The organism is Kitasatospora sp. NPDC004240 (assembly GCF_053603215.1).
Genome location: NZ_JBSGFD010000136.1, coordinates 1 through 24372, shown reverse-complemented (window position 1 = coordinate 24372; position 24372 = coordinate 1). Strand labels below are relative to the sequence as shown.

General features: G+C 75.9%; 16 protein-coding genes, 1 tRNA gene and 2 pseudogenes. 6 read left to right on the top strand and 13 right to left on the bottom strand.

Going from position 1 to position 24372, the window contains the following annotated elements:
* The coding region (locus tag ACWEQL_RS29535; RefSeq protein WP_452153392.1) for a hypothetical protein at positions 1-1563 on the bottom strand (1563 nt) is incomplete at its 3' end.
* Entirely contained in the window at positions 1560-2912 is a 1353-nt protein-coding gene (locus tag ACWEQL_RS29530; protein ID WP_452153391.1) for a hypothetical protein, read from the bottom strand. The genes ACWEQL_RS29535 and ACWEQL_RS29530, both read right to left, overlap by 4 nt.
* 254 nt (positions 2913-3166) lie before the next feature.
* Here ACWEQL_RS29530 and ACWEQL_RS29525 point away from each other — a divergent pair, with 254 nt between their 5' ends.
* A complete protein-coding gene (locus ACWEQL_RS29525) occupies positions 3167-3820 on the top strand; it encodes a histidine phosphatase family protein (protein WP_452153390.1) in 654 nt (217 codons plus the stop codon).
* 53 nt (positions 3821-3873) lie between these two features.
* On the opposite strand, the gene ACWEQL_RS29520 is transcribed toward ACWEQL_RS29525, so the two are convergent.
* A complete protein-coding gene (locus ACWEQL_RS29520) occupies positions 3874-5676 on the bottom strand; it encodes a hypothetical protein (RefSeq protein WP_452153389.1) in 1803 nt (600 codons plus the stop codon).
* A gap of 315 nt (positions 5677-5991) precedes the next feature.
* Between ACWEQL_RS29520 and ACWEQL_RS29515 the strand changes: the two genes are divergently transcribed.
* The 3 genes from ACWEQL_RS29515 (at position 5992) to ACWEQL_RS29505 (ending at position 8232) form a co-directional block, all read left to right on the top strand.
* The gene (locus tag ACWEQL_RS29515; protein ID WP_452153388.1) at positions 5992-6555 is read left to right on the top strand and encodes a hypothetical protein; all 564 of its coding nucleotides are present in this window, start codon (positions 5992-5994) and stop codon (positions 6553-6555) included.
* A gap of 163 nt (positions 6556-6718) precedes the next feature.
* Entirely contained in the window at positions 6719-7639 is a 921-nt protein-coding gene (locus ACWEQL_RS29510) for a spermidine synthase (RefSeq protein WP_452153387.1), read from the top strand.
* A 125-nt stretch (positions 7640-7764) separates the two neighbouring features.
* Positions 7765-8232 (top strand): GNAT family N-acetyltransferase, encoded by a 468-nt coding sequence (locus tag ACWEQL_RS29505; RefSeq protein ID WP_452153386.1) that lies wholly within the window; start codon positions 7765-7767, stop codon positions 8230-8232.
* Between the two features lie 90 nt (positions 8233-8322).
* Here the strand turns inward: ACWEQL_RS29505 and ACWEQL_RS29500 are convergent, their stop codons facing one another.
* From ACWEQL_RS29500 to ACWEQL_RS29480, 5 genes and pseudogenes are all read right to left on the bottom strand, one after another.
* Positions 8323-9252: a hypothetical protein gene (locus ACWEQL_RS29500; RefSeq protein WP_452153385.1), complete on the bottom strand. Its 930-nt coding sequence runs from the start codon at positions 9250-9252 to the stop codon at positions 8323-8325.
* Between the two features lie 335 nt (positions 9253-9587).
* Positions 9588-10034 (bottom strand): DUF4442 domain-containing protein, encoded by a 447-nt coding sequence (locus ACWEQL_RS29495; RefSeq protein ID WP_452153384.1) that lies wholly within the window; start codon positions 10032-10034, stop codon positions 9588-9590.
* 205 nt (positions 10035-10239) lie between these two features.
* A tRNA-His gene (locus tag ACWEQL_RS29490) sits at positions 10240-10315 on the bottom strand.
* A gap of 177 nt (positions 10316-10492) precedes the next feature.
* Positions 10493-11095: an oligoribonuclease gene (gene orn, locus ACWEQL_RS29485; RefSeq protein ID WP_452153383.1), complete on the bottom strand. Its 603-nt coding sequence runs from the start codon at positions 11093-11095 to the stop codon at positions 10493-10495.
* A 744-nt stretch (positions 11096-11839) separates the two neighbouring features.
* Positions 11840-13117: pseudogene (locus tag ACWEQL_RS29480) on the bottom strand (helix-turn-helix domain-containing protein); the annotation flags it as partial.
* Positions 13118-14078: 961 nt separating this feature from the next.
* Here ACWEQL_RS29480 and ACWEQL_RS29475 point away from each other — a divergent pair.
* Positions 14079-14912 (top strand): GNAT family N-acetyltransferase, encoded by an 834-nt coding sequence (locus ACWEQL_RS29475; protein ID WP_452153382.1) that lies wholly within the window; start codon positions 14079-14081, stop codon positions 14910-14912.
* Between the two features lie 85 nt (positions 14913-14997).
* Here the strand turns inward: ACWEQL_RS29475 and ACWEQL_RS29470 are convergent, their stop codons facing one another.
* Entirely contained in the window at positions 14998-16347 is a 1350-nt protein-coding gene (locus ACWEQL_RS29470; RefSeq protein ID WP_452153381.1) for an HAD-IA family hydrolase, read from the bottom strand.
* 832 nt (positions 16348-17179) lie between these two features.
* Between ACWEQL_RS29470 and ACWEQL_RS29465 the strand changes: the two are divergent.
* Positions 17180-17614 (top strand): annotated as a pseudogene (locus ACWEQL_RS29465) (universal stress protein); the annotation flags it as partial.
* 166 nt (positions 17615-17780) lie between these two features.
* Here ACWEQL_RS29465 and ACWEQL_RS29460 read toward each other — a convergent pair.
* From ACWEQL_RS29460 to ACWEQL_RS29445, 4 genes are all read right to left on the bottom strand, one after another.
* Positions 17781-18968 (bottom strand): acyl-CoA dehydrogenase family protein, encoded by a 1188-nt coding sequence (locus ACWEQL_RS29460; RefSeq protein WP_452153380.1) that lies wholly within the window; start codon positions 18966-18968, stop codon positions 17781-17783.
* Between the two features lie 349 nt (positions 18969-19317).
* Complete coding sequence (locus ACWEQL_RS29455) at positions 19318-20328, bottom strand: hydroxymethylglutaryl-CoA lyase (protein ID WP_452153379.1); 1011 nt, start codon at positions 20326-20328, stop codon at positions 19318-19320.
* The gene (locus ACWEQL_RS29450; protein ID WP_452153378.1) at positions 20325-22667 is read right to left on the bottom strand and encodes an acetyl/propionyl/methylcrotonyl-CoA carboxylase subunit alpha; all 2343 of its coding nucleotides are present in this window, start codon (positions 22665-22667) and stop codon (positions 20325-20327) included. The genes ACWEQL_RS29455 and ACWEQL_RS29450 overlap by 4 nt, the downstream gene beginning before the upstream one ends.
* Positions 22668-22764: 97 nt before the next feature.
* Positions 22765-24372 (bottom strand): carboxyl transferase domain-containing protein (locus ACWEQL_RS29445; RefSeq protein ID WP_452153377.1); only part of this gene is annotated, 1608 nt, incomplete at its 5' end.

Genomic DNA, 24372 nt, shown 5'->3' with positions numbered 1-24372 from the left:
GGGGCCGGGGAGCGCGTCGGCGCCCGGCGGGCCGCCGTGCGTCCACGGGGTGTCGTCCGGCTCGGGCAGCGGAGCCGCCTGCCGGACCGTCAGTTCGAACAGCGTGAAGGTGACCCGGTCGCCCACCTCGGGCAGGCTGCCCGGCTTGGGCTCCCTGCCGTTGCCCATGCCCGAGGTGATCCGCACGGTGACCGTCCCGCCCTCCGGGTCGGCCTCCGCGATCACCGCCTTCTGCGACTTCTCGGCGTACGCGCGGTGCGCCTCCCGGCCGAGGTCGGCGTGCGGCCGGTCGGCGGTGCGCACGGTCACCAGCGGGCGCGGCTTGGGCGAGCGGCCGGAGGTGTCCCAGTCCGGCACCACCTCGACGACCTCGCCCGCGAACGCCTCGCCGGCCAGCCGGTGCCCGGCCATCGCCAGCGGGTCGTCCAGCGCCTCCTGGACCTCCAGCCGGGCCTGCTCGCGCTCGCGCTGGGCCAGCTTGCGGGCGGCCGTCACCGCGTCGTCCTGCCGCGGCTGCGGCGGCTCGCCCGCCGCCAGGCGGTCCCGGTGGCCGGTGTACGACCAGCGGTCGCCCGTCCAGCGCTCATCCAGGTGCGCGGCCGGCGGCAGCGCCCGCAGCAGGTCCAGCCCCGTCCAGACGTCCCGCCAGGTGGGCAGCAGCACCCGCTCCAGCACCACGTGCAGCTGCTCGACCGCGCCCTTGACCGCCGCCCGGGCCGGCTCGGCCCCGGTCGGGTCGGCGCCCAGCAGGACGGAGACCGCGGCGTCGTACCGCGCGATCGCCGGCGCGAGCACCAGCTCGTCGAAGCGCGGATCGGTGGTCGGCCCGGCCGGCGGGTGCAGCAGCTGCCCGGCGGCGTCCCGGGTGGACTCCGCCCGCTCGGCCGCCAGGGAGCCGTGCGTGCCCTCCGGCGCGGTGTGCCAGGCGAGCAGGGCGGCGAGGTGCTGGTCCTCCAGGTGGCTCTGGCCGGTCGCCCAGTGCCGGGCCAGCAGCCCGGTCATCGGCAGCAGCAGGCTGCTGCCGGGCACCTGGGCGCGGTCGGTCAGGTGGGTCAGCCAGCGGCCCAGCAGCGGCACCCGGGCCGGCGCCGGGTACGGCCCCGGCTCGTCGTCCTCGATCGTGCGGCGGAAGCGCGTGGAGCGGCCCAGCAGCGCCAGGTGCCGCACGGCGGCGACGTTCGGCACGATCAGCTGCGGGGCGTCGGCGCACAGCTCCCGCACCACCTCGGTCTTCTCGCCGGTCTCCGGGTCCTTCTCGGAGCCCTCGATCCGCTCGACGTCCTCGCCGAAGGACTCCAGGTACGGCAGCAGGTCGGCGGCCAGTTCGGCCAGGTAGTCGAAGCGCAGGGTGCGGTTCAGCGGCTGCGGCACCAGGTGCAGCCGCGGCGCCTCCCGGTCGGTGCCCAGCAGCACGGCCAGCGGCGCGCCCGCCTCACCGGCGGCGGCCAGCGGCACGACGACCATCGGGCGGTCCGACAGGTGCCGGTGCCGGACGGTGGCGAGCGGCTCGGCCCGGCCGCTGCGGACGGCCTCCAGCCGGGCGAGGGTGGTGAGCAGGCTCATCGGGCGGCTCCCACCGGTCCTGTCACCGTTGCTGCGGTCGGTCCTGTCACCGCTGCCGTCACCGCTCCTGCGGTCGGTCCCGCCGGTCCTGCCGTCGGGAGCCCGGCGGCGGCGAGCGCCTCGGCCCGCAGCGCCGCCGCGTACGCGAGGCGGTCGACCGCCTCGGTGGTGTCGCCGGCCGCGTCGGCGGTCCCGGTGCCCGGGGCGTCCTCGGCCGTTCCCGCGGCGGCGGGCCCGGCCTCGCCGTACGCGGCGGCCAGCGCCCCGGTCACCGTACGGATGCTGCCGAGCTCGCCGCGTGCCCCCCGGCCCAGCTGCTCCACCCGGTCGTCGCAGCGGGCCCGGGCCCGGCAGTGGAAACCCAGCTCGCAGGTGGACAGGCAGTCCGGGCTGTACGCGGCCGGCACCGCCTCGACCGCCGCGGCCAGCTCCTCCGCCGGCCGGGTGGGCACCCCCGCCTCGTCCGGCGCCAGGTCGAAGCTCGCGCCCGGCGGCAGCGCCTCCAGCAGCCGTCCGATCCCGGTCATCCGGCTCAGCTGGCGGCGCGTGGTGGCCAGCTCCCGGCGCACGTCCACCGCCACCGCCGTCGGCCGGTTCCCGAAGTCCTTCGGGCAGACCAGCAGCACGCTCAGCCGCGGGCTGCCCGGCAGCCGCTGCTCCGTGTACGGGTCGGCCTCGGCCTCCCGGCCGGCCAGCGCGGCGGCCGCCTCCTGGAGCGCCAGCACGTACACCGCGGCCTGCCGGGCGGCGGCGCCGACCTTGGCCGGGTCCGCGCTGCCGTCCAGCACCGGGAAGGACTTGATCTCGACCACCGTGCACCGGCCCTGGTGCACCACGACGGCGTCCGGCTCCAGGTAGGCGGAGCTGCCGGCCACGTCCAGCCGCAGCATCGGATGGTCCAGCAGCGTCCAGGTCTCCGGGGCCGCAACCGCCTCGGCGAGCGCGGCGAGCGTGCGCTCCGCCCGTACCGCCGGGCCGGAGCGGCGCAGCAGATCGGGGACGGCGAGCGGGACTGCGCCGTCCGCGGGCAGGCCGAGGCTCCGGCGCAGCGGCTCCAGCAGCGCCGCGTAGTCGTCCTCCTTCAGCCGCGACTCGAAGATCACGCCGCGGGCTATGGCGAACGGCGACTGGCCGAATGGCGCGGGCCGTCCGAGCCGGCCGGCCAGGGCCGACTTGTCGACCCCGGCGGCATCGAGCACGGCGCGGCGGTGGCAGCCCGGATTGGCGGCGAGCGCGGCGAGGGAGCGGGCGTTCAGGCTGCGCTGCGGGGCGGGACCGCGCAGCTCGGCGAGCCGCTGGGCGAGCGGCTCAGGGCGCCCGCCGGACGTGACGTTCGTCGAGACGTTCATGGTGCGGCCCAGTGTCGCACCCGGGTCCGACAATCCGGGGTGAAGGCTGCGCTCGGGACGTTCCCGGAGGGCCCCGGACGTTCCCGGAGGGCCCGGACGTTCCCGGCGGGGCGGGCCGGCGGAGGCGGGCCCCTGCTCCCGCCCCCGCTCGCCCTCGTGGAGTGCGGGCGGGCGGGGTGAGGGATCATGGAGCCCCGGTGCTCGATGGTGAGAGCCGCGACCATTGCCACCGCCCCGCAGCGAGGAGCTCCGCCATGCCCGCCCGAATCGTGCTGGTCCGCCACGGCGAGACCGACTGGTCGGCCACCGGCCGCCACACCGGCCGTACCGACATCCCGCTCACCGAGGAGGGCCGCGCGATGGCCCGGGCCCTCGGCGCCCGTCTCGCCGCGGCCCCCTGGAACGGACTCCCGGACGCCCTCGTCTACACCAGCCCGCTGGACCGGGCCCGGGAGACCTGCGTCCTGGCCGGGTTCGGCGACCGCGCGGTGGACCGCCCCGAGCTGCTGGAGTGGGACTACGGCCGGTACGAGGGCCGCACCGGCCACGACATCCGGGACACCGACCACCCGGGCTGGCTGATCTGGCGCGACGGCGTGCCCGGCGGCGAGAAGCTCTCCGAGGTCGCCGCCCGGGTGGACGCCTTCCTGGCGGGCCTCAACGAGGAGCACGGCGTGCCCGCGCACGACACCACCGTGATGCACGGCGCCGACCGTGACGTGGTGCTCTTCGCCCACGGCCACCTGCTGCGCATCCTCACCGCCCGCTGGCTCGGCCTGCCGCCCGAGTACGCGCAGCGCTTCAAGCTCGGCACCGCCGCGCTCTCCGTGCTCAGCTGGGAGTACGGCGCGCCGGCCGTGGAGGTCTGGAACGACCTCGCCCACCTGCAGGACCTCGGGCAGCACTGACGCCCGCCGCCCGCCCTCCCCCTGACGGACCGCCGGGGGAGGACGGGCGCGCCTCAGGCCGCCGTCGCCAGGTCGTACGCGGTCAGGAAGCCGCCGACCTCCGGCACCGCCCGGTGCGTCCGCAGCCGGTCGGCGGTGTCCGCGAGCATGCTCCTGATCCGGGCCGAGCGCACCTCCTCGAACAGGGCCACCGCCGCGCTGCCGTGCGCCGCGGCCCCGGCCAGGTCGCCCCGGCCGAGCCGGTCGTGGGCCAGCTCGGCGGTGTACAGCACCCGGTTGCGGACGAAGTGCGGGTCCTGGAGCGCTATGGCCAGCCCGGCCTGCTCGCTGGCGCGGTCCCAGTCCCCGAGGGCGGACCAGCACTGCGCCTGGAGCCCGGCGATCTCCGCCTCCCCGAAGAAGGACATCCACTCCGGGTCGTCCTCCGACGGGCCCCGGTCGAACAGCGTGTACGCCCGGGAGAGCACCCGCTCGCAGGCGGCGCGGTCCTGGAGCAGTGCCCAGCCGCCGGCCTCGCGCATCGCGAGCAGGGACTGCAGCCGGTCGGAGCCCAGGTGGCGGGCGGCGGACTGCCCGGCCTGGGCCGCCCGCAGGGCCTCCCGGGGGCGGCCGGAGTCCCGGGCCAGGAAGGCGCCGTTGCTGAAGACGTGCGCCTCCAGGGCGGCATCACCCGCCATCCGGGCGGTGGCCAGCGCCTCGGCGTAGAACGAGCGGGCGTCCGCCAGCCGGTTCGAGTCGTGTGCCAACCAGCCGACCGAGATGGCCAGTTCACCGGCGCCGGACTGCAGGTCGCGCTCGGTCTCGGCGCTGTACTCGCACTCGTTGAGCAGCACGTACGCGGTGCGCAGCGACTGACCGGCCAGCTCGAACAGCGCGTCCGCGCCGTGCACGTCGTCCGCCAGCCGGATGTCGCGCACGGCCTGCTGGACACTGAGCACCTCGGCCGCGCCGACCCTGCGCGCGGCCGGCACCGGGCCGGGGCGGCCGGGCAGGACCCGCAGGCCCGGGTCGGCCGCCGGGCCGGCGGTCACCGGGGCCGTCGGGGTGGCCGGGCCCGCCGGGGGAGCGGTGTACCGGCCCGGGGCGGCGGCCGCGGCGGGCCGGTCGAGGCCGATGGCGTCGGCCAGGGCGGTCGAGCCGCCGGCCAGGCCGGTCAGGAACGTACGGCGACGCACGTCGTCGTTCTCCTCGTCGAGATGGTGCGGCCCGTCGGGCCGGTGCCCTTCGCCGGCCCGATGCGGTCCACCGGGCCGCCCGGACGCGGTCACGGGCCTCGCCGGCCGTACCAAATCCGGTGCGGGCGTCGCCGGGTGCGACGCCGGGTACGGCGGAGCAGCGTACGGGGTCGAGGTGGAGCGCGGTGCGCGCGGGTGCGGCAACTGATGCAACAACCGGTCGAGTTGGGGTGCCGTGGGGAGGCCGGGCGGGTCGGTGCGGGGTCGGTTCGGGTGCGGGGTCGGGCCCGTTCGGGGTGGCGGGCCGGTGGGCGGCGGTTCTGGGCGGGCCGGGTCGGGGCCGGCCGGAGCGGCCGGGTGCGGTGGGGGTTCGACGGGTGCCGCGGGGCCTTCCGCCGAGCGGCGTCGGACGGCCGTCCGGGGGGCGAACCCGAGGTCGGCCAGGGTGCGGTCCGGCCACATGTGCCGGAACACTCGCTCGTAGGCGTAGTTGGGACAGCGGATCTCGCCGGCCTCGACCCGGCCGACGTAGCGGGCGTCGCAGGACACGTGCTCGCCGATCTCCCGGGCCGCCCGGCGGACCGCGGTGGCGAACTCGCCCGGCGAACGGTCGCCGCGTAGCCCACGCATCACGGTGTTGGGTGACGGGCGGTTGGGCTCGGCCGGTGGGGTGGCTGCCATGCTGCGCTCCGTGGTCGTACGAGGTGCGGCGTGCGGTCCGACAGTACCCGCAGTTACCGGTTCGGTACGGCGAGTTCATGGGCTATGTGCTGTCAATTGGGTACAAAACGGGCATAGTTGCGGGGTTCTGCCATGAAATGCCATGCCTTGCTGTAAGTCGCCCCGTGGCCTGGGGCGCGCCCCTCACGTTGTCCTGATGCGTGGAAGCCAGGTCGCCGCCCGGTCCACCGCCTGCGGCCGGCCGAGCGGGCGCCCCACCCCCACCCCCCCGGGCGGCGCCGCTTCCGACCTGACGAGGTGACAGGAGGGCCCGCGATGGCCACCGGAGTGCCGCAGTACCACCGTCCGGCCGCCGCGGGCCTGCTCGCCGCCGCCGTGGCCGCCCTGTTGCCCGAGTCCGCCGACGAGCTCCCCGCCGACCGCGTGCCGTGCGTCGGTGGCGGCCCCGGAGCGGCGGGCCGGCGGTTGGCGGCCGCGGGGCCGGTACCGGCCACGGCCGCCGGCCCGACCGCCGGGTCCGGGCCGGCGCGGGAGGAGGGCGCCGTGGTGGCCGCGTACGACACCGTGACGGTCGCGCTGCGGCACGGCCTGGAGGCGGTGGACATCCTGCGGCTGCGCCGGGCCTGCGGGGTGGTGCTGCAGAGCCGCAACGGCAGCACCGTCTCCTTCCTCGTCCCCGCCGGCACCTCGGAGACCTGGCACCTGCCCGGCAGCTCGTGCACGACGGGCGCCCTCGTCCTGCCCGCCACCGATCCGCGCTGGGTGATGCCCCCCGCCGGCCCCGACTGCGCGGCCCGTCCCACGGACGCCTGGGTGCTCCGCTCCGCCCTCTGCGAGGCCGCGTGCACGCTCACGGCGGGCGGCCTCGGTCCGTTCTGAGCGCCCGCGGTCCCGTCCCTCCCTCCCTTCTCTCCCACCCGGCCCACCCGGCCCTCGGGGCTCGGCGCCGCCGGCCGGGGCGCGTACGGCCGGGGCTCGCGGCCGGAGCCCGTGGCCGGGGCTCACGACCGGAGACGTCCGGTCCGGCGGCGATAATGGCCCGATGGGACGAAGCAACAGGGCCGGACGCACCTCACCGGGCCGCACCGCGGTGGAGCAGGCGGCCACCGGCGCCGAAGGGCGTACCCACGCCCAGGGCCCGCTCTCCCGTCCCGTCGACTCGGGCCTGGCGGAACTGCGTCCCGACCGCGATCGCTCCGCCGCCTGGTCGCTGCTGATCGACGGCGCCCCGCAGTCCATGGTGGACCTCGCCGATCCCGCCCACCTCGGCTTCGAGTACCAGCGCCGGCTGGGCCATCTGATCGACCTGGTCGCCCCGCCCGGCCGCCCAATCACCGTGCTGCACCTCGGCGGCGGCGCCCTGACCCTGGCCCGCTACGTCGCGGCCACCCGTCCGCGCTCCCGCCAGCAGGTCGCCGAGATCGACACCGCGCTCACCGAACTCGTCCGCACCGAACTGCCGCTGCGCCGCGGCTGGCAGATCAAGGTGCGCGGCTCGGACGCCCGGGAGGTGCTGGAGCGCACCCCGGAGGGCGTGGCCGACCTGGTGATCACGGACGTGTTCTCCGGCGCGCGGGTGCCGGCGCACTGCACCACGGTCGAGTTCGCCACGCTCGCCGCCCGCGCCCTGGCGCCCGGCGGCTGGTACGCCGCGAACATCACGGACGGCTCCGCGCTCCCGTTCGCCCGCTCGCAGGTCGCCACCCTGGGCGCGGTCTTCCCCGAGCGGTGCCTGATCGCCGACCCGGCCGTGCTGCGCGGCAAGCGCTTCGGCAACCTCGTGCTGGCCGCCGCGCACACCCCGCTCCCGGTCGCCGAGCTGACCCGCCGGGTCGCCACCGACGCCGCCCTCGGACGGGTCGAACACGGCCGCCCGCTCGTCGACTTCGCGGCCGGCGCGGCCCCGGCCACCGACGCGACCGCCGCGCCCTCCCCGGCACCGCCGCCCGGCGCCTTCCACTGAGCCGTGACGGTGCGGTTCGACCGGGAACCTTCCGCCGGCCGCAGGACTTCCACGAGTGCGAGCCCTTCACCGACCGGGCGCCCGTGCGCGGGCGGTGACCCCGGTCCCGTACGAACGGAGACCCCATGCAGCCCCGGATCCACCTCCGGCCGGCCCGTCCCGACGAGGCGGCCGAGCTCACCGACGTCGCCCTGCGCTCCAAGGCGTACTGGGGCTACGACGAGGCGTTCATGGCCGCCTGCCGGGACGAACTGACCCTGGACGCCGGGCTGATCGAGGAACGGCGCACCACCGTCGCCGAACGGGACGGCCGGGTGCTGGGCTTCGTGACCCTGGTCGGCGCACCCCCGGAGGGCGCGCTGGGCATGCTGTTCGTCGAACCGGCGGCGATCGGACACGGCGTCGGCCGGCTGCTCGTCGGGCACGTCCGCGCCACCGCGGCGGCGCTCGGGTTCACCCGGCTCACCATCGACTCCGACCCCAACGCCGAACCCTTCTACCTGGCGATGGGCGCCACCCGGATCGGCGTCACGCCCTCCGAGTCCATCCCGGGCCGGGAACTGCCCCTGCTGGCCCTCGACGTGGCGCGCTGAGCGAGGCCCCGCCCGGTGGCGGCGCCACAGTGCCCGTGTGCCTCAATGCCCATGTGCCTCAGCGCCCGGGTGTCTCAATGCCCGCGGGTCTCAATGCCCGCGCGGGAGGCCGCGGTGCTTGTACATGGCCGCGCCGGTGAGCAGCAGTCCGGCGGTGATCGGGGCGAGGACGGCCGGTCCGGTGCCCGCCCCCCGGGTGACCGCCGCCGCGTCGGCGCCCGGGAGGGCGAACTCCCGGTCACCCGTCCGCTGCGCCGACACCCCGGTCGCGCCGACCGGTTCACCCGTCGCGCCCACGGCTCCCGGCCTGCTGCCGCCGGGCTGCCCGCCGGGGCCCGCCACCCCGGCGGGCCCCGGCGAGGGGGGCGGGGCGGCCGGACCGCGTTGCTGACCCACCGTGACGGACCCGCCCGCCGCCCCGGCCTCGGAGCGGGCGCGGTCCGCGGTGTCCGCGTCCGTCGGCGGGTCGTCCCCGGGGGCCCGCGGCACCGGGTCGCGGCCGCCCTGAGCGGGCGTGGCGGACAGCAGCCCGGAGGCGATCACGAACGCGTCCGGCACGGTCCCGGGGTCGGCGCCCTGGCTGCCGGGCAGTGGCAGCGCGCCCGCCTTGATCCGGTCCTGCAACATCTCGCCGGCGGTCGCGGACGGGTTCGCCGGCCCGGGCACCGGCACCACCGAGGCGGCCGAACCGGTCAGCGCCCCCAGCAGGCCCGGTGCCGCCGCCTGCCCGGGCCGGGCCGGGTCGGACGTCCCCGGCGGGCCCGGTGCCCCTGACGAGCCGGGCCATGGGTCGCCCGCTCCCGCCGAGCCGGCCGGTCCGCCGCCGAGCGCGCGCCCCGCGGACGGGCGTCGACCGTCACGCGGGGCGCTCCCGCCGTCCTCCGTCCGCCCGTCGTTCAGCGGGCGGACGATGCCACCGGCCGGGCCGGGCGCCGGGTCGGCGGTGACCGCGTACGCGCCCGAGGCGTTCAGTCCGAGTCCCCAGAGCTGCGCGATCAGTGCCCCGCCCGCCGCGAGCACGCGAGGCCGGACCGGCCGGCCGCCGCCCGGACCGCTCGTACGGGCGCCGCACCGGGCGGGGCCCGGGGCCTTGGTCGTGTGATTGGCTCGCACTCAGTCGAGAACGAGCGGACTCACCGTGAGGTCACGCCGGCCGTCACGGACAGTCATCGCCCGCCCTCGCGGCGGGGCTCGGCGCGGCTGTCGCGGCCGGCCGTCCGAGGCCGGGCCAGGACGGCCGGGAGCGTCCGGAGTTGGGCCCGGCCGCGAGGGCTCCCGGCCCGACGGGCCCGGCCTTTCGGGACTCGGCCCGCCCGGGCCCGGCCCGTCGGGGCGCGGGAGTCGGGGCCCGGGGCTCAGGAGTTGGGGCGCAGGGTCCACACGACGGTCATGACGCCGGTCACGGCGCCGTCGCCGCGGGTGATCTCGACGGTGACCGGGAACTCCGGGCGGGTGCCCGCGTCCAGCTCGGCGACGACCTCGTCGATCGGGCGGCCCAGCGTGGCGGTGGCGACGACCTCGCCGGTGGCGACCTTCTTGTAGTCGACCTCGGCGTGCACCGGGAGCGGCACGGCCCGGGAGAGCTGGTCGCCGAAGGCGGCCAGGACCACGCAGCCGGTCGCGGTCTCGCCGAGCGTGAACATCGCGCCGGCGTGCGGCCCGCCGACGTGGTTGCGGTACTCCGGCTGGTCGGGCAGCCGCAGCACGGCGCGCTCAGGGGTGGTCTCCAGGTACTCGAGCTTGAGGGTGTGCGCCATCGGCACGGTGGAGTCGAGCAGCTGGCCGATCGAGGTAGTGGTCATGGCGGCATGTTACTAGTCGGTAGCTTCTGGCGGCAGACCCGTCGGGGGAAAACCCGGAACCGGCATCGAGGGGGGAGGAGTGATGTGAGTCGCGACACAGGGGTGTTGGGCGACCCGTCGGCGGCCCCGCGTCCGCCCGGACCGCCCGGCGCGACGCAAAACGCCTGAGGGGCCGATCTCTTGAAGAGATCGGCCCCTCAGGCTCTGGGGTGAGTGACGGGACTCGAACCCGCGGCCACCTGGACCACAACCAGGTGCTCTACCAACTGAGCTACACCCACCATCTGTCCGGTCCGTTCCCGCTCTCGCGTTCCCGTTCCGACAGGAAGAACTCTACAGGATCCGAGAGGGTGCTCGCGCCAGGGTTTCGGCCGCCCCCGCGCGGGCACCCGGCGGGACCTCCCGATCCGGGCGGTCGGGAGCGGCCGGATCGGGAGGCCGGGGGCGGCCGCGGACGGTCAGTCGGTCGGGGCCTGGTACTTCTCGGCGATCGCGCGCGCGGTGTCGGTGTCCGGGCCGGGCTGGGGAACGAACACCGCCTCGCGGTAGTACCGCAGTTCGTCGATGCTCTCGCGGATGTCCGCGAGAGCCCGGTGGTTACCGCCCTTCTGCGGGCTGTTGTAGTACGCCCTCGGGTACCAGCGCCGGGCCAGCTCCTTGATCGAGGAGACGTCCACGATCCGGTAGTGCAGGTGGCCCTCCAGCGCGGGCATGTCCCGGGAGAGGAAACCCCGGTCGGTGGCCACGGAGTTCCCGCACAGCGGCGTCCGGCCGGCCTCCGGTACGTGCTCGCGGACGTACGCCAGCACGAGCGCCTCGGCCTCGGCGAGCGTCACGCCGTGCTCCAGTTCGTCGAGCAGGCCGGAGGAGGTGTGCATGGCGCGCACCACCTCGGGCATGTTCGCCAGCGCCTCGGCGGGCGGGCGGATGATGACGTCCACGCCCTCGCCGAGGATGTTCAGCTCGGAGTCCGTCACCAGCGCCGCGACCTCGACCAGGGCGTCCCGGTCGAGGTCGAGGCCTGTCATCTCACAGTCGATCCATACCAAACGGTCATTCACGTCACTCACCCTACGGCGCGATCACGCGCCGCGGGCACCGGTGGCGCCGAACGCGGGGCCCGGGGTGCGGGCGTCCTGGGCCCGCCCCGGCCGTCCCCCGTCCTGCGCGGGCTCCGGGCCGTCGCCGTCCGGCTCGCCCGTCGGGTCGCCGGCGTGGCGTCCGTCGGCGGCGACCCGGTCGTACGGGCGGTGCTCCTGGCCTGGCGGCCGCGCCGGTCCGCCGTGGCCGGAGGGCTGCCCGTGGCCGGACGCCTGTCCGGACGCCTGGGCCTGGGCGTGCGCCGGTGCCGGGCCGTGGTTCGTCGCCGAACCGCTGGCCTGGCGGGCCCGACCGTCCGGACCGCCGGGCGCCGCGGGTGCCGGCACCCGCCCGCCGCCCGCCACACCCCGGCCGCCGTTGCCGGCACCGGGTGCCGCCTCGTGCGCCGTGCGCTCGCCCGTGTTCCGGTGCCCCTGGCCCTGGCCGCGCGCCCCCGGCTGCGGATGTCCGTCCTCCGCGGCCGCGTGCTCCGCCGTCCGGGTCGGCCGCCCCGCCCCGGGACCGGCCTGCGCCGGCACCATCGGCGGCCGCGCGGGACCGCGCCCCGCACCCGGCTGGGCCGGATGCGGCTGCCCCGGGTGCGGCTGGTGCTGCGGCTGCTGGTGCTGGGGCTGCTGCCCGTACGGCTGCGCCGGACGGGCGTGGAACCCCTGCTGGCCGCCGTACTGACCCGCGTGCCCGTGCTGCCCGTACGGACCGTGCTGGCCCGGGTGCGCCGGGTTGCCGGAGTGCGGCTGGGCCGGGTGCGCGCCGTGCCCCGACGGACCGCCCGGATGACCGGCCTGCCCGAGCGCGGCCCCGCCGGCCATCCCGCCCGCACCGGCCCCGGCGACCGCCGCGGCCGGATGCGCGCCGCCGGCCGACGGCACCGGGGCGCCCGCCAGCCGCGGGTCGCCCTGGTGCGGGACCTGCGCGCCCGACTGCGGCCCGGGCCGACGGGCCCGGTAGCCGGTCCGGTACGCGGCGGGGGACACCCCGAGCTGGCGCCGGAAGTGCCCGCGCAGCGCCACCGGCGAGCGGAAACCGCACCGGCGCGCGACGTCGTCCACCGACAGCTCCGACGTCTCCAGCAGCCGCTGGGCCTGCAGCACCCGCTGGGTGATCAGCCACTGCAGCGGCGCGCTGCCGGTGAGCGTGCGGAAGCGCCGGTCGAAGGTCCGCCGGCTCATGTAGGCACGCGCCGCCAGCACCTCGACGTCGAACTGCTGGTTGAGGTTCTCCAGCGCCCAGGTGACCACCTCGGCGAGCGGGTCGTTGCCGATCTCCTCAGGTAAAGACTGATCGATGTACTGGGCCTGTCCTCCGCCGCTGCGCCGGCTCGGCACCACCAGCCGGCGGGCCAGCGCGTTGGCCGCCTCGGCGCCGTGGTCGCTGCGCACCACGTGCAGACAGAGGTCGATGCCGGCCGCCGTGCCGGCCGAGGTCAGCACGTCGCCGTCGTCGACGAACAGCTCGCGCGGGTCGACGTGGACCCGGGGGTAGCGCTTGGCCAGGGTCGGCGCGTACATCCAGTGGGTGGTCGCCGGACGGCCGTCCAGCAGGCCCGCGGCGGCGAGCACGAAGGCGCCGGTGCACAGGCCGATGATCCGGGCGCCCTCGTGGTGGGCCTTGCGCAGGGCGGTGATCGCCTCCACCGGCGGCGGCTGCGAGATCGAGCGCCAGGCCGGTACGACGATCGTCCCGGCGCGGGCCAGCGCCTCCAGCCCGTACGGGGCGGAGAGCGTCAGCCCGCCGGTGGTGGCCAGCGGGCCCTCCTCGCCGGCGCAGACCAGCAGTCGGTAGCGCGGCACGCCCGCGTCCTGGCGGTCGACGCCGAAGACGGAGAGCGGGATCGAGCTCTCGAAGATCGGCGCGCCGCCGAAGATCAGGACCGCCACGGTCTCGCGCCGGCGCCGGCCGGACAGCTTCCGGGGCGCCGAGGCCACCGCCGACACCGGGCTGCCCGCTCCGGAGGAGCCGTGGCCGGAACCGTTCGCGGTCATGCCCGCGCCGGCGGCCGGACCGCCGCTCGGGGTGGACGGGCCCGCGCCGCCGACGCCCGGGCCGGCGGCGAAGCCGTGCGGCTGGCCGTGGCCGTAACCGTGGGCCTGGGCGTGGCTCTGGCCGTGATTCTGGGTGTGATTCTGGCCGTGGTTGACGCCGAATCGGTTGACGGGCCGTCCGCCGGTGTCCGCAAGCTCGGAGTTGCCGGTGAGGCCGAGGCCGAACGGGGCGCCCGTCCCCCCTGCGCCCGTTCCCCCGGCGGCCGGTCCGGCGTCCGAGGAGAACGCGGACCCGGCGGTGGCCGCGACCGATGTGACGGACGTGGCCCATGTGGCGGAGGTGGCCGACGGGACCTGAGGGGTCGAGGGGGTCGAAGTGGCGTACGGGGCTGCAGAGGTGTACGAGGCGGCGGAGGTGCCCTGGGTGGCGGCGGCGGACGGGACGCCGGTGCTTCTCGCGGCCCGGCCCGTGGTACCGGCCACGGTCCGGCCGCTGTCAGGACCCCCGTCGCTCCTGCTCACCCTGCTCAAGGCGTTCAAGCCCCCTCGGTGGTGTGGTGTGGTGATGCGGCACTGCTCGCCAAGATCGAATCTATCGGGTGGACCGTTGCCGTTGTGACAAGTTCACCATCGGACGCTATGTCGACATGGCAATTTGGCGTGATGCATTCGATCACGAAGCGTGGCACCCGTCGACCCTTCTGGGAAGGGGGCGGGTGCAACGGTGGCTAGTTGTCGCTGGACTGCTCCGGGGGCGTCCGGCCGTGGCGGACCCGGTCGGCGGGTGTGGGCTGCGGCTTTGCCCAAGGGCGGGGGAGTCGCGTGAGATTGACCGAAAATCGGCGGTGCACGAGAGGGGCGCACGACAGACAGGCGTGCGCCCTTCTGCTTCCATCCGGCCAGGACTCAGGCCGGGAAACGGCTCGGAACGGGAACTTTTCCGCCGCGCTACGGTCCTGATGTGACCACCGACAGCCGGCTCGAACAGGCCAACGAGAACGCCGCCGCCTTCTGGCTCGCCCAGGCCCGTGCGCACGGCTGGGAACGGCTCGTCCGCCCCGGCTGGACCGCCGTCCGCTGCGCCCGGACGCCGGACGACGCCCACCGCGTCGTGGTCACCCGCCCGTACGGCGAACCGGAGGCCCTGGCGGAGGAGTTGGCCGGCCTCCTCCGGGCCTGGTCCAGCGAGCGCCTGACCGTCGAGGACCCCTACCGGCGGTTGGACCTCGCCCGCCTCGGGTGCGAGCTTCGTCACTCGATGGCGGTCATGGCCCGCGGGCCCGGCCCGGTGGAGGCGGCGCCCCACGGGCGGGCGGGCCGGTCGGGGGCGGCGCCCGACGGACCCTCAGGCGGTGCGCCCGCGACCGTCCCGACCGTCCTGACCGCTCCGGCCGGTCTGGCGATCGATGAGGTGACCGACGCCGACGGCCTCGCCGAGGTCGAGCGCACGGTGGTCGAGGGGTTCCCGCTGCCCGCACGCCGGCCGTGGATCCGGGGCGAGGCCCTTCCGCCGGCGCTGCTCCGCGAACCGGGCGTCCGCGCCTGGCTGGCCCGCCGCGACGGCGCCCCGGCGGGGGCCTGCCTCACCTGCGAGGACGGCGCCGCCACCGGCCTCTACTGGGTCACCACCCTCCCCGAGCACCGCTCCCGGGGAATCGCCCGCGCCGTCCTGGAAGCGGCCCTGGCGGCACGGCCCGACCGCCCGGCCGCCCTGGTCGCCACCCGGCTCGGCGAGCCGCTCTACCGCAAGCTCGGCTTCGCCGAGGTCGGACGCACCCACTGGTGGATCCGCTAGCCGTCCCCCGGGCGCGGCCGTCACCTGGTGCCGCCTCGTGCCGCCGCCGGCTGCCCGCCGGGCGCCGCCGGCCGCCGGGCGTCTCCTAGGAGGCGGCGGTGCCGGGCGTGGCCGCCCTCCCCGTTCCCGTCCCCGCGCCGAAGGGGCCCGGCGGGACGGCGAACCGCGTACGGGTGGGCACCGCGCCCGCGGCGGGCCGTACGGCCGCCCCGGAGGGGCCGCCCGTCGAGGAGCGTCCGTCGGCGGCGGGAGCAACCGCGCCAGACCGGTTTCGGACAGCGGACCGCTTCGGACCGCCGGGAGCGCCGACCAGCGGGGCGTGCGCAAGAACAGGCGTGTGCCCGCCGCCCGGGGCGGACACCGCGGACCGTGCGCCCACCCGTGCACCCGCCTGCGCTCCCACCGGCCCCGACGCCTGTCCGAGGACCGCCTCGGCCACCAGGCTGCCCACCCCCGCCACCGTGGCGGCCGCCCGCCGTGCGCCCACCGCGCCCGCTCCCACCGGGGCCGTGGGCCCGAGCAGCGCCTCCACGGCCACCACCCCACCCGGGGCCGCCTGCGCCATCACCGCCTGCGCCGCGACCGCCTGTGCCACTACTGGCTGTGCCATCACCGCCTGCGCCACCACCGGGGGTGCCACCGCCACCTCCGCGGCCACCGGTACCCGGGCCGCCACCGCACGCCCTGCCCCCGGCTGTCCGGCCGCCGTCGGGCCGACCGTCCTGCGCCGGACCGGCCCGCCCGCGCGGATGCCCGGCCGCGGTGTCGGCGCGCTCCGGGCGGAGAGCACCTGGCCGACGGCCTCCGGCAGGCCGGCGGCCTTCAGCGTCGGCCGGTACCCGGGCTCGGCCCAGGGGCGGCCGTGGTGCAGCCAGACGCTCCGCAGCCCGGTCAGCTCGGCACCGGCGATGTCGGCGGGCGCGTGGTCGCCGATCATCCACGTCTGCGCGACCCAGTCGCCGGTGGGGGAGATGCCGCACCGCTGGGCGGCGATCTCGAAGATCAGCGGGTCCGGCTTGAGGCACTGGGCCTCCTCGGAGATCACCCAGCCGTCCACCAGCGGCCCGAGTCCGGTGCGGCGGATCTTCTCCAGCTGGGGCCTGGTCCCGCCGTTGCTGACGATGCCGAGCGTCCACCCGGCCGCCCTGGCCGTCCGCAACGCGTCGATGTGCCGGGAGGGGCAGTGGATGTGGGAGTTGATGCCGCGTCGGTAGTGGGCGAGCAGGAGGTCGAGGGATTCGTCCAGGCCGTAGCGGCGCTGGGCGGCGGACAGTACGGTGCTGCGCGGCACGTAGCCGCCGCCGTCGATGGTGGCGAGCCATTCGAGGTCCCCGGGCGGGAGCCCGCGTTCGGCCAGGAAGTCCTGGGCCCAGGCCCGGAAAGCGGCGTCCCTCGGGAGCAGCGTGTTGTCGAGGTCGAACAGGAGCAGCGGCATGCCGAGCATGGTGCCAGCGCGCCCGGGTATGCATCTGGCAATTGCCAGAGGGCGTCGCAAACCCGTGTGAAGTGGCCGGAATGGGTACGCAGCCGCTGGTTCGCCCGAGGCCGGTGCGGCGGGCGGGGCGTGCGGGACGGTGGGGGTGGAGGGTGATCACCGGCCCGCGTCGACGCAGGCCGACGTGGTGCCCGCGCTCCGGGCCGACACGCGCCGGGGGCGTGCGGCGACGGATCGTTGTCGATCAATGACAGTCCGGTCACGGTGTCCCGAGGGCCTGTTGCGCGACCCGGTCCGCTCAGTCAAGCTCCTTGGAACCTCTCTCTTTCTCGGAGGGGCGCGATCGCCCGTACAGAGGGCGCGCGGCGATCGGCGAGCGCATCCTCCGTTCGCGGGAAGACCGTCGCTCCGGGGCTCGGCCACTGGGCCGGGCCGCATGCCCGTCGTACTCTGAAAGGAACAGGTCACATACGGTGGTGCTCGGCGCAGACCGACGTCGTGCCGTGGGCGGGCCTGCTGCCTGGGCAGCGTTGTCCTCTCCTGTCGGCCCATCTCCTTCGAAGAGCCTTGTGCCATGGCTGGTATTGAGTCCTCCCGGCCGGTCGAGCCGGACGCGGCCGGTGGTACGGCCGACGCTCCGGGCTTCCCGTGGGGCATCTCCCGCCGAGGCCGGTCCGGTTCGCGTCAGCGCCGTGGAGAGCGCCGCGACGGCCATCGGGACGACCGGACGGAGCCCGCGATGAGTGGCCTCCTGGGTCCCGGTGCGGACCGTTCGGGAGCCCCGGGGCTCCCCGGTGCCCCCGGTGAGCCGGCCGTCGAGGAGGGGCCCGTACGCCCCTGCGATCCGGTGTTCCAGCACGGCGTGGTGGTGGGCTTCGACGGCTCGCTGTCGAGTGAGCGCGCGCTCGCCTACGCGGTGGGCATGGCCCGTCGCTCCCAGTGCGGTCTGGTGATCGTGCACGTCGCCAACCGCCTGCCGGCCACCGTCTGGGCCGGGTGTGAACCTCCTGTCTTCGTCGACCTCCCGGACCACCGGACCGAGGTCCTCGGTCTGGAGCTCGCCTGTGCCGACTTCCTCTCGGGTGTGCCCTGGATCCTGGTCGAGCGGGGTGGCGACATCTGCCACGAGATCGAGGAGGTCGGGCGTGAGTACGCCGCCGACGCCATCGTGGTCGGCAGCACGCACGGCCTGCTCGGCAAGATCTTCGGCTCCGTCTCGGGCCGTCTGGCCCGGCGGGCCAACCGTCCCGTGATCGTCATCCCCTGACGGCGTGTGAGCGGTGGAGGCTGCCCCGGGCGCCCGGGGCAGCCTGCTCCACTCCTGCCGTGTGCCGTGGGCCGCGTCGTGCCGTGGTGGGGCCTCCTCGGCGGGTTCCGTCGGCCGAGGTCGGCCCGACCCGGTCCGGCCGCGGCCGACGGGGACGCTGCGGAGGTCAGGAGACGCCGAGCTCCCGGGCGATGAGCATCCGCTGGACCTCCGACGTGCCCTCGCCGATTTCGAGGATCTTGCAGTCGCGCCAGAAGCGGGCGACGGGGAACTCGTTCATGAAGCCGTACCCGCCGTGGATCTGGGTCGCCTCGCGGGCGTTGTCGACGGCGGCCTCCGACGAGTACAGCTTGGCGATCGCGGCCTCCTTCTTGAACGGCTCGGAGTGCAGCAGCCGGGAGGCGGCGTCCCGCCAGGCCAGGCGGGAGAGGTGCGCGCGCAGCTCCATATCGGCGAGCTTGAACTGGATGGCCTGGTTGGCGCCGATCGGCCGGCCGAAGGCGCGGCGCGTGGCGGCGTAACTGACGGACTGGTCGACGCACCCCTGGGACAGGCCGGTGGCCAGGGCCGCGATCGCGATGCGGCCCTCGTCGAGGATCCGCAGGAACTGGGCGTAGCCGCGGCCGCGGTCGCCCAGCAGGTTGGCCGCGGGAACGCGGCAGTCGGTGAAGGACAGTTCACGGGTGTCGGATGCGTTCCACCCGACCTTGGAGTACTTCTTGGAGACCTGGAACCCCGGGGTCCCCGTGGGCACGATGATGGAGGAGATCTCGCGCTGTGGCGAGAGGATCTGCCCGTCTTCACTCGAACGAGCGATCGGTTCGGTGAGCGCGGTGACGGTCACCAGACCCGTGATGTCCGTGCCGGAGTTGGTGATGAAGCACTTGGTGCCGTTGATGACCCACTCGTCGGTGGCCTCGTCGTAGCGGGCCGTGGTGCGGGTGGCGCCGGCGTCGGAGCCGCCCTCGGGCTCGGTCAGGCCGAACGCGCCGAGCATCTCGCCGGAGGTGAGCCGCGGCAGCCACTCGCGCTTCTGCTCCTCCGTCCCGAACCGGTAGATCGGCATGGCGCCGAGGGAGACCGCCGCCTCCAGGGTGATGGCGACCGAGGAGTCGACCCGCGCGAGCTCCTCCAGGGCGAGGCAGAGCGCGAAGTAGTCGCCGCCCATGCCGCCGTACTCCTCCGGGAACGGCAGGCCGAACAGGCCCATCCGACCCATCTCCCGGACGATCTCGTAGGGGAACTCACCCTGCTCGTAGAAATCGCCGATCTTCGGCGCGACCACGTCCTGGGCGAATTCGGCCACGGTGCGGCGCAGTTCCTCGTGCTCCGTGTTCAGCCGGTGATCGAGCATGGTGATCCTCCTGGGGCCGGGCCGCTGGCCTCGGCCGGAATCGGGTCGACCGGCGCCCGCCCGGTGGTGTGGGGAGCGCGCGGCGAGTGGTTGGGAAGGTGACGGGACGGGGGCACGTCGTGGGCCCCGAGCCGACCGGCCGGGCGGGGTCGGCCGGCGGGTCGTCCGTTCGTCGGTTCGTTCGTCGGGTGGTTCTCCGGGCCGCCGCGGGTCGCCGCGGGCCGTCGAGGGGCCGCGTCGGGGGACGGCGGCCCGGGGTCCGTCCGCCGGGACGGGCCCGGCGGAAGGGTGGTGCGGTCAGGTGGTGCGGGGTCGGAGCCGGAGTCGAGTCAGGTCGGGGCGGACCGGGTCAGGCCGGGTCCTTGCCGAGCAGGGCCTGGACGGCGCGGGAGGGGCTCGGACGGCCGAGCCGCCGGGCCATCCAGCCGCTGGTGGCGACCAGCGCGCGCAGGTCGACCCCGGTGCGGATGCCGAGGCCGTGCAGCATCCACACCAGGTCCTCGGTGGCGAGGTTGCCGGTGGCGCTCTTGGCGTACGGGCAGCCGCCCAGGCCGCCGGCCGAGGCGTCCACCGTGGTGACGCCGTGGCGCAGCGCCGCCAGGGTGTTGCTCAGTGCCTGCCCGTAGGTGTCGTGGAAGTGCACGGCCAGCCGCTCGACCGGGACGCCGGCCCGGGCGAAGCCGTCCAGCAGGGCGCCGACCTGGCCGGGGGTGGCCACGCCGATGGTGTCGCCGAGGCTCAGTTCGGTGCAGCCCATCTCCAGCAGCCGCACGCCGTGGCCGATCACCTGGGCGGGCGGTACCGGCCCCTCCCAGGGGTCGCCGAAGCACATCGAGAGGTAGCCGCGCACCTTGACGCCGGCCTCGGTGGCGCGGGTCACGACCGGTTCGAACATGGCCATGGCCTCGTCGGCGGAGCGGTTGAGGTTGCGGCGGGCGAAGGTCTCGGTCGCGCTGGCGAACACCGCGATGTCGGTCGCGTGGTGGGCGAGCGCGCGGTCGAGGCCGCGCTCGTTGGGCACCAGGACCGGCAGCCGCAGCCCGGGGTGACGGTCCGGCAGGCCGGCGAGCCGGGGCATCAGGTCCTCGGCGTCGGCCAGCTGCGGGACCCACTTCGGGTGGACGAAGCTGGTCGCCTCCACGGTGCCCAGCCCGGCGGCGGCGAGCCGGCCGATGAACTCGGCCTTCACCTCGACGGGCACCAGGGCGCTCTCGTTCTGCAGACCGTCCCGGGGGCCGACCTCGTGGATGCGGACCTCGGCCGGCAGGTCGGGGGAGCGCACGGGGTCGGGCAGGCCCAGGTCGAGCGCGTCCGGGTCGGCCGTCGGCCCGGCCGTGGTGCCGGTGGCGTCGGTGGTCATGACCGGACCTCCACGGCGCTCTCGTCCCGGGCGGCCGCGCCGGCCTCCCCGGCGTCGGTGGATCCGGCGTCGCCGTCCTCGGCCGGGACGACCACGACCAGCAGTTCCTCCATCGCGACGGTGGCCCCCGCGGTGGCGCGCAGCTCGCTCACCACGCCGTCGTGCGGCGCGACGATGACGTGCTCCATCTTCATGGCCTCCAGGACGAGCAGCGGGTGACCCTTGCGGACCCGGTCGCCGGCGGTGGTCTTCACGACGGTGACCGTGCCGGGCATCGGCGCGGTCAGGGCGCCGTGGTGGGCGCCGCCCGCGGCGCTGCTCTCGCCGACCCGGTCGTACGGGTGGACGCTCCAGGCGTCGCCGTCGACGCCGAGCCAGAGCACCGGCCCGGCCGAGGCGGGGGCCGTCGCGGGGGCGGTGTCGGTGACGTGGGTGAAGGTGGTCTGCAGGCCGCCGACGGTGAGGTGGAGGCGGTCCCCGGCCCGGACGGCCCGGGCCCGGTGGACCGGTCCGTCGCCGAGGCGGATCTCCATCTCGGGGGTGACGCCGGAGGGAATGTCGGTGCCCTGCGGTACGTTGCCGAGGGTAGTGGGACGGATGCTCACCGCGACGGGCTCGTGGCCGGGGACGCGGAGGCGGTGGGTCGTCCAGGCCGCCCCGCCGCCCATGCGCCAGCCGGAGGGGAGGGAGAAGGGATCGGTCCAGCCCTCGCCGGTGCTCGCCGGGGCGAGGTCGAGGTGCCGCGTCAGCGCGGCCGCGTAGTAGAGGAGGTGCGGCGGTGCGGGAGCGTCGGTGAACGCGGCCCCGTCGGGTGCCGGACGGCTCCCGGGAGCCGTGTCCCCGTCGTGGTCCGACCCGTCGGCCGGCGGGAGGGACTGCGGGGAGTAGGGCGAGGCCAGCAGACCGGGGTCCTGCCGGGCGGTCTGCTCGACCAGGCCGGTGTCGAGGCGGCCCGCGGCGACCTCGGGGTGCGCGAGGAGCCGCCGGAGGAAGCCGGCGTTGGTGGTCACGCCGAGGATCCGGGTGTCCGCCAGGGCCGCGCGGAGCCTGCGCAGTGCGGTCGGACGGTCCGGCCCGTACACGATGACCTTGGCGAGCATGGGGTCGTAGGCGCTGGTGATCACCGTGCCGGGGGCGACCCCGGAGTCCACCCGGACGCCTTCGCCCCGGGGCTCGTCGAGCACCAGGATGCGTCCGCCGGTGGGGAGGAAGTCCCGCTCGGGGTCCTCCGCGCAGATCCGGGCCTCGATGGCGTGGCCCAGGAAGGAGATGTCCGACTGGCCGAAGCCCAGCCGCTCACCGGCGGCGACCCGCAGCTGCCACTCGACGAGGTCCAGTCGTCCGGGCCCGCCGGTGTCGGCGGCGGCGCCGTCGACGACCACGGCGAGCTCGGTGACGGGGTGTTCCACCTGGAGACGGGTGTTCATCTCCATGAAGTAGAAGTCCCGCACCCCCTCGTCGGGGACGGGCGAGTCCGGGTCGACGCCGGGGACGATGAACTCCACGGTGCCGGCCCCGGTGTAGCCGCAGGACTCGGCGGCCCGGACGGCCGCCGCGCCCATCGCGGCACGGGTCTCGGCGTTGAGCAGGACGGAGGGTGCCTCTTCGATCAGCTTCTGGTGGCGGCGCTGCAGGCTGCACTCGCGCTCGCCGAGGTGGACGGTGGTGCCGTGGGCGTCGGCGAGCACCTGCACCTCGATGTGGCGCGGCCGGTCGACCCAGCGCTCCAGCAGCAGGGTGTCGTCGCCGAAGGCCGTCCGGGCCACGCGGCGGGCGGCGGCGATCTCGGTCGGCAGTTCGGCCGGGTCCCGGACCAGCCGCATGCCCTTGCCGCCGCCGCCGGCGGACGGCTTGAGCAGCACCGGGTAGCCGATCTCCTCGGCGGCCGCGACGAGTTGCTCGTCGGTGGGCGCGGTGGCCCGGCTGCCCGGGACCACCGGCACGCCGGCGGCCCGTACGGCCTCCTTGGCGTTGATCTTGTCGCCCATCAGTTCCACCGCGGCGGGAGGAGGTCCGATGAACACCAGGCCGGCGTCGGCGCAGGCGCGGGCGAAGGCGGGGTTCTCCGCGAGGAAGCCGTAGCCGGGGTGGACGGCGCGGGCGCCGGTGCGGCGGGCGGCGTCGAGGATCTGGTCGGTGCGCAGATAGGTCTCGGCGGCGGAGCTGTCGCTGCGGTCGGCCGGTCCGAGCCGGACGGCCACGTCGGCCTCGCGGACGTGCGGGGCGTCGGCGTCCGCGTCGCTGAACACGGCGACCGAACGCACGCCGAGCCGCCGCAGGGTGCGGATCACCCGGACGGCGATCTCGCCACGGTTGGCGACCAGAACTGTGTCGAACATGGGAGGCGATTCCTCCGGGTCGAGGGGAGCCGTACGAAGGAGGGGGAGAGGGCGCGCGGGAGGCGGGGCCGGAGCGGGCGTCGGGCCCGCCCCGGCGTCACATCCGGAAGACGCCGTAGGGCGCGGGCGGCGGGAGCGGGGCGTTGGAGCACGCGGTGAGCGCCAGGCCGAGCACCGTCCGGGTGTCCATCGGGTCGATGACCCCGTCGTCCCACAGGCGGGCGGTCGCGTAGTAGGCGTTGCCCTGGCGCTCGTACTGCTCGCGGACCGGGCGCCTGAACGCCTCCTCCGCCTCGGCGGGCCACTCCTCGCCCTGCGCCTCCAGCTGGTCGCGCCGGACGGTGGCCAGCACGGAGGACGCCTGCTCGCCGCCCATCACCGAGATCTTGGCGCCCGGCCACATCCACAGGAAGCGGGGTGAGTAGGCCCGGCCGCACATCGAGTAGTTGCCCGCCCCGTACGAGCCGCCGATCACCACCGTCAGCTTCGGGACGCGGGTGCAGGCGACGGCGTTGACCATCTTGGCGCCGTGCTTGGCGATGCCGCCCGACTCGTACTGCCGGCCGACCATGAAGCCCGTGATGTTCTGCAGGAAGAGGAGGGGGATGCCGCGCTGGTCGCACAGTTCGATGAAGTGGGCGCCCTTGAGCGCCGACTCGGAGAACAGCACGCCGTTGTTGGCGACGATGCCCACCGGGTGCCCGTGGATCCGGGCGAAACCGGTCACCAGGGTCGCACCGTACTCGGCCTTGAACTCGGCGAACCGGCTGCCGTCGACCAGCCGGGCGATCACCTCGCGCACGTCGTACGGGGTGCGCGGGTCCACCGGCACCGCGCCGTAGAGACCGGCCGGGTCCACCGCGGGCGGCTCGACCGGGGCCAGCGGCCACGGCCTGGCCGCCCGCGGGCCCAGCCCGGCCACGATGGTGCGGACGATGGAGAGGGCGTGGGCGTCGTCCTCGGCCAGGTGGTCCGTGACGCCGGAGGTGCGGGAGTGGAGCTCGCCGCCGCCCAGCTCCTCGGCGGTGACGACCTCACCCGTGGCGGCCTTCACCAGCGGCGGCCCGCCGAGGAAGATCGTGCCCTGGTTGCGGACGATGACGGCCTGGTCGCTCATCGCCGGCACGTAGGCGCCGCCGGCGGTGCAGGAACCGAGCACGGCGGCGATCTGCGGGATGCCGGCGGCCGAGAGGCGGGCCTGGTTGTAGAAGATCCGGCCGAAGTGGTCGCGGTCGGGGAAGACCTCGTCCTGCATCGGGAGGAAGGCGCCGCCGGAGTCCACCAGGTAGACGCAGGGCAGGCCGTTCTCCAGCGCGACCTCCTGGGCGCGCAGGTGCTTCTTCACCGTCATCGGGTAGTAGGTGCCGCCCTTGACGGTCGCGTCGTTGGCGACGACCACCACCTCGCGTCCGGCGACCCGGCCGATGCCGGCGATCACGCCGGCGGCCGGCGCGGCCCCGTCGTACATGCCGTCGGCCGCCAGCGGGGCGAGCTCCAGGAAGGGGGAGGCCGGGTCCAGCAGGGTGTCCACCCGGTCGCGCGGCAGCAGCTTGCCGCGCGCGGTGTGGCGGGCCCGGGCCTTGGCGCCGCCGCCGAGCGCGGCGCTGCCGAGCTTCTCGCGGAGTTCGGCGACCAGGGCGCGGTGGGCCTCGGTGTTGCTGCGGAACGCCTCCGACCCGGGGTCGGCCGAGGTGCCGAGCCGGGG

Bases quoted from the DNA above. Each gene is read 5' to 3' on its own strand.
- ACWEQL_RS29530 (WP_452153391.1), bottom strand. From the start codon at position 2,912: ATGAACGTCTCGACGAACGTCACGTCCGGCGGGCGCCCTGAGCCGCTC.
- ACWEQL_RS29525 (WP_452153390.1), top strand. From the start codon at position 3,167: ATGCCCGCCCGAATCGTGCTGGTCCGCCACGGCGAGACCGACTGGTCG.
- ACWEQL_RS29520 (WP_452153389.1), bottom strand. From the start codon at position 5,676: ATGGCAGCCACCCCACCGGCCGAGCCCAACCGCCCGTCACCCAACACC.
- ACWEQL_RS29515 (WP_452153388.1), top strand. From the start codon at position 5,992: ATGGCCACCGGAGTGCCGCAGTACCACCGTCCGGCCGCCGCGGGCCTG.
- ACWEQL_RS29510 (WP_452153387.1), top strand. From the start codon at position 6,719: ATGGGACGAAGCAACAGGGCCGGACGCACCTCACCGGGCCGCACCGCG.
- ACWEQL_RS29505 (WP_452153386.1), top strand. From the start codon at position 7,765: ATGCAGCCCCGGATCCACCTCCGGCCGGCCCGTCCCGACGAGGCGGCC.
- ACWEQL_RS29495 (WP_452153384.1), bottom strand. From the start codon at position 10,034: ATGACCACTACCTCGATCGGCCAGCTGCTCGACTCCACCGTGCCGATG.
- ACWEQL_RS29470 (WP_452153381.1), bottom strand. From the start codon at position 16,347: ATGCCGCTGCTCCTGTTCGACCTCGACAACACGCTGCTCCCGAGGGAC.
- ACWEQL_RS29460 (WP_452153380.1), bottom strand. From the start codon at position 18,968: ATGCTCGATCACCGGCTGAACACGGAGCACGAGGAACTGCGCCGCACC.
- ACWEQL_RS29455 (WP_452153379.1), bottom strand. From the start codon at position 20,328: ATGACCACCGACGCCACCGGCACCACGGCCGGGCCGACGGCCGACCCG.
- ACWEQL_RS29450 (WP_452153378.1), bottom strand. From the start codon at position 22,667: ATGTTCGACACAGTTCTGGTCGCCAACCGTGGCGAGATCGCCGTCCGG.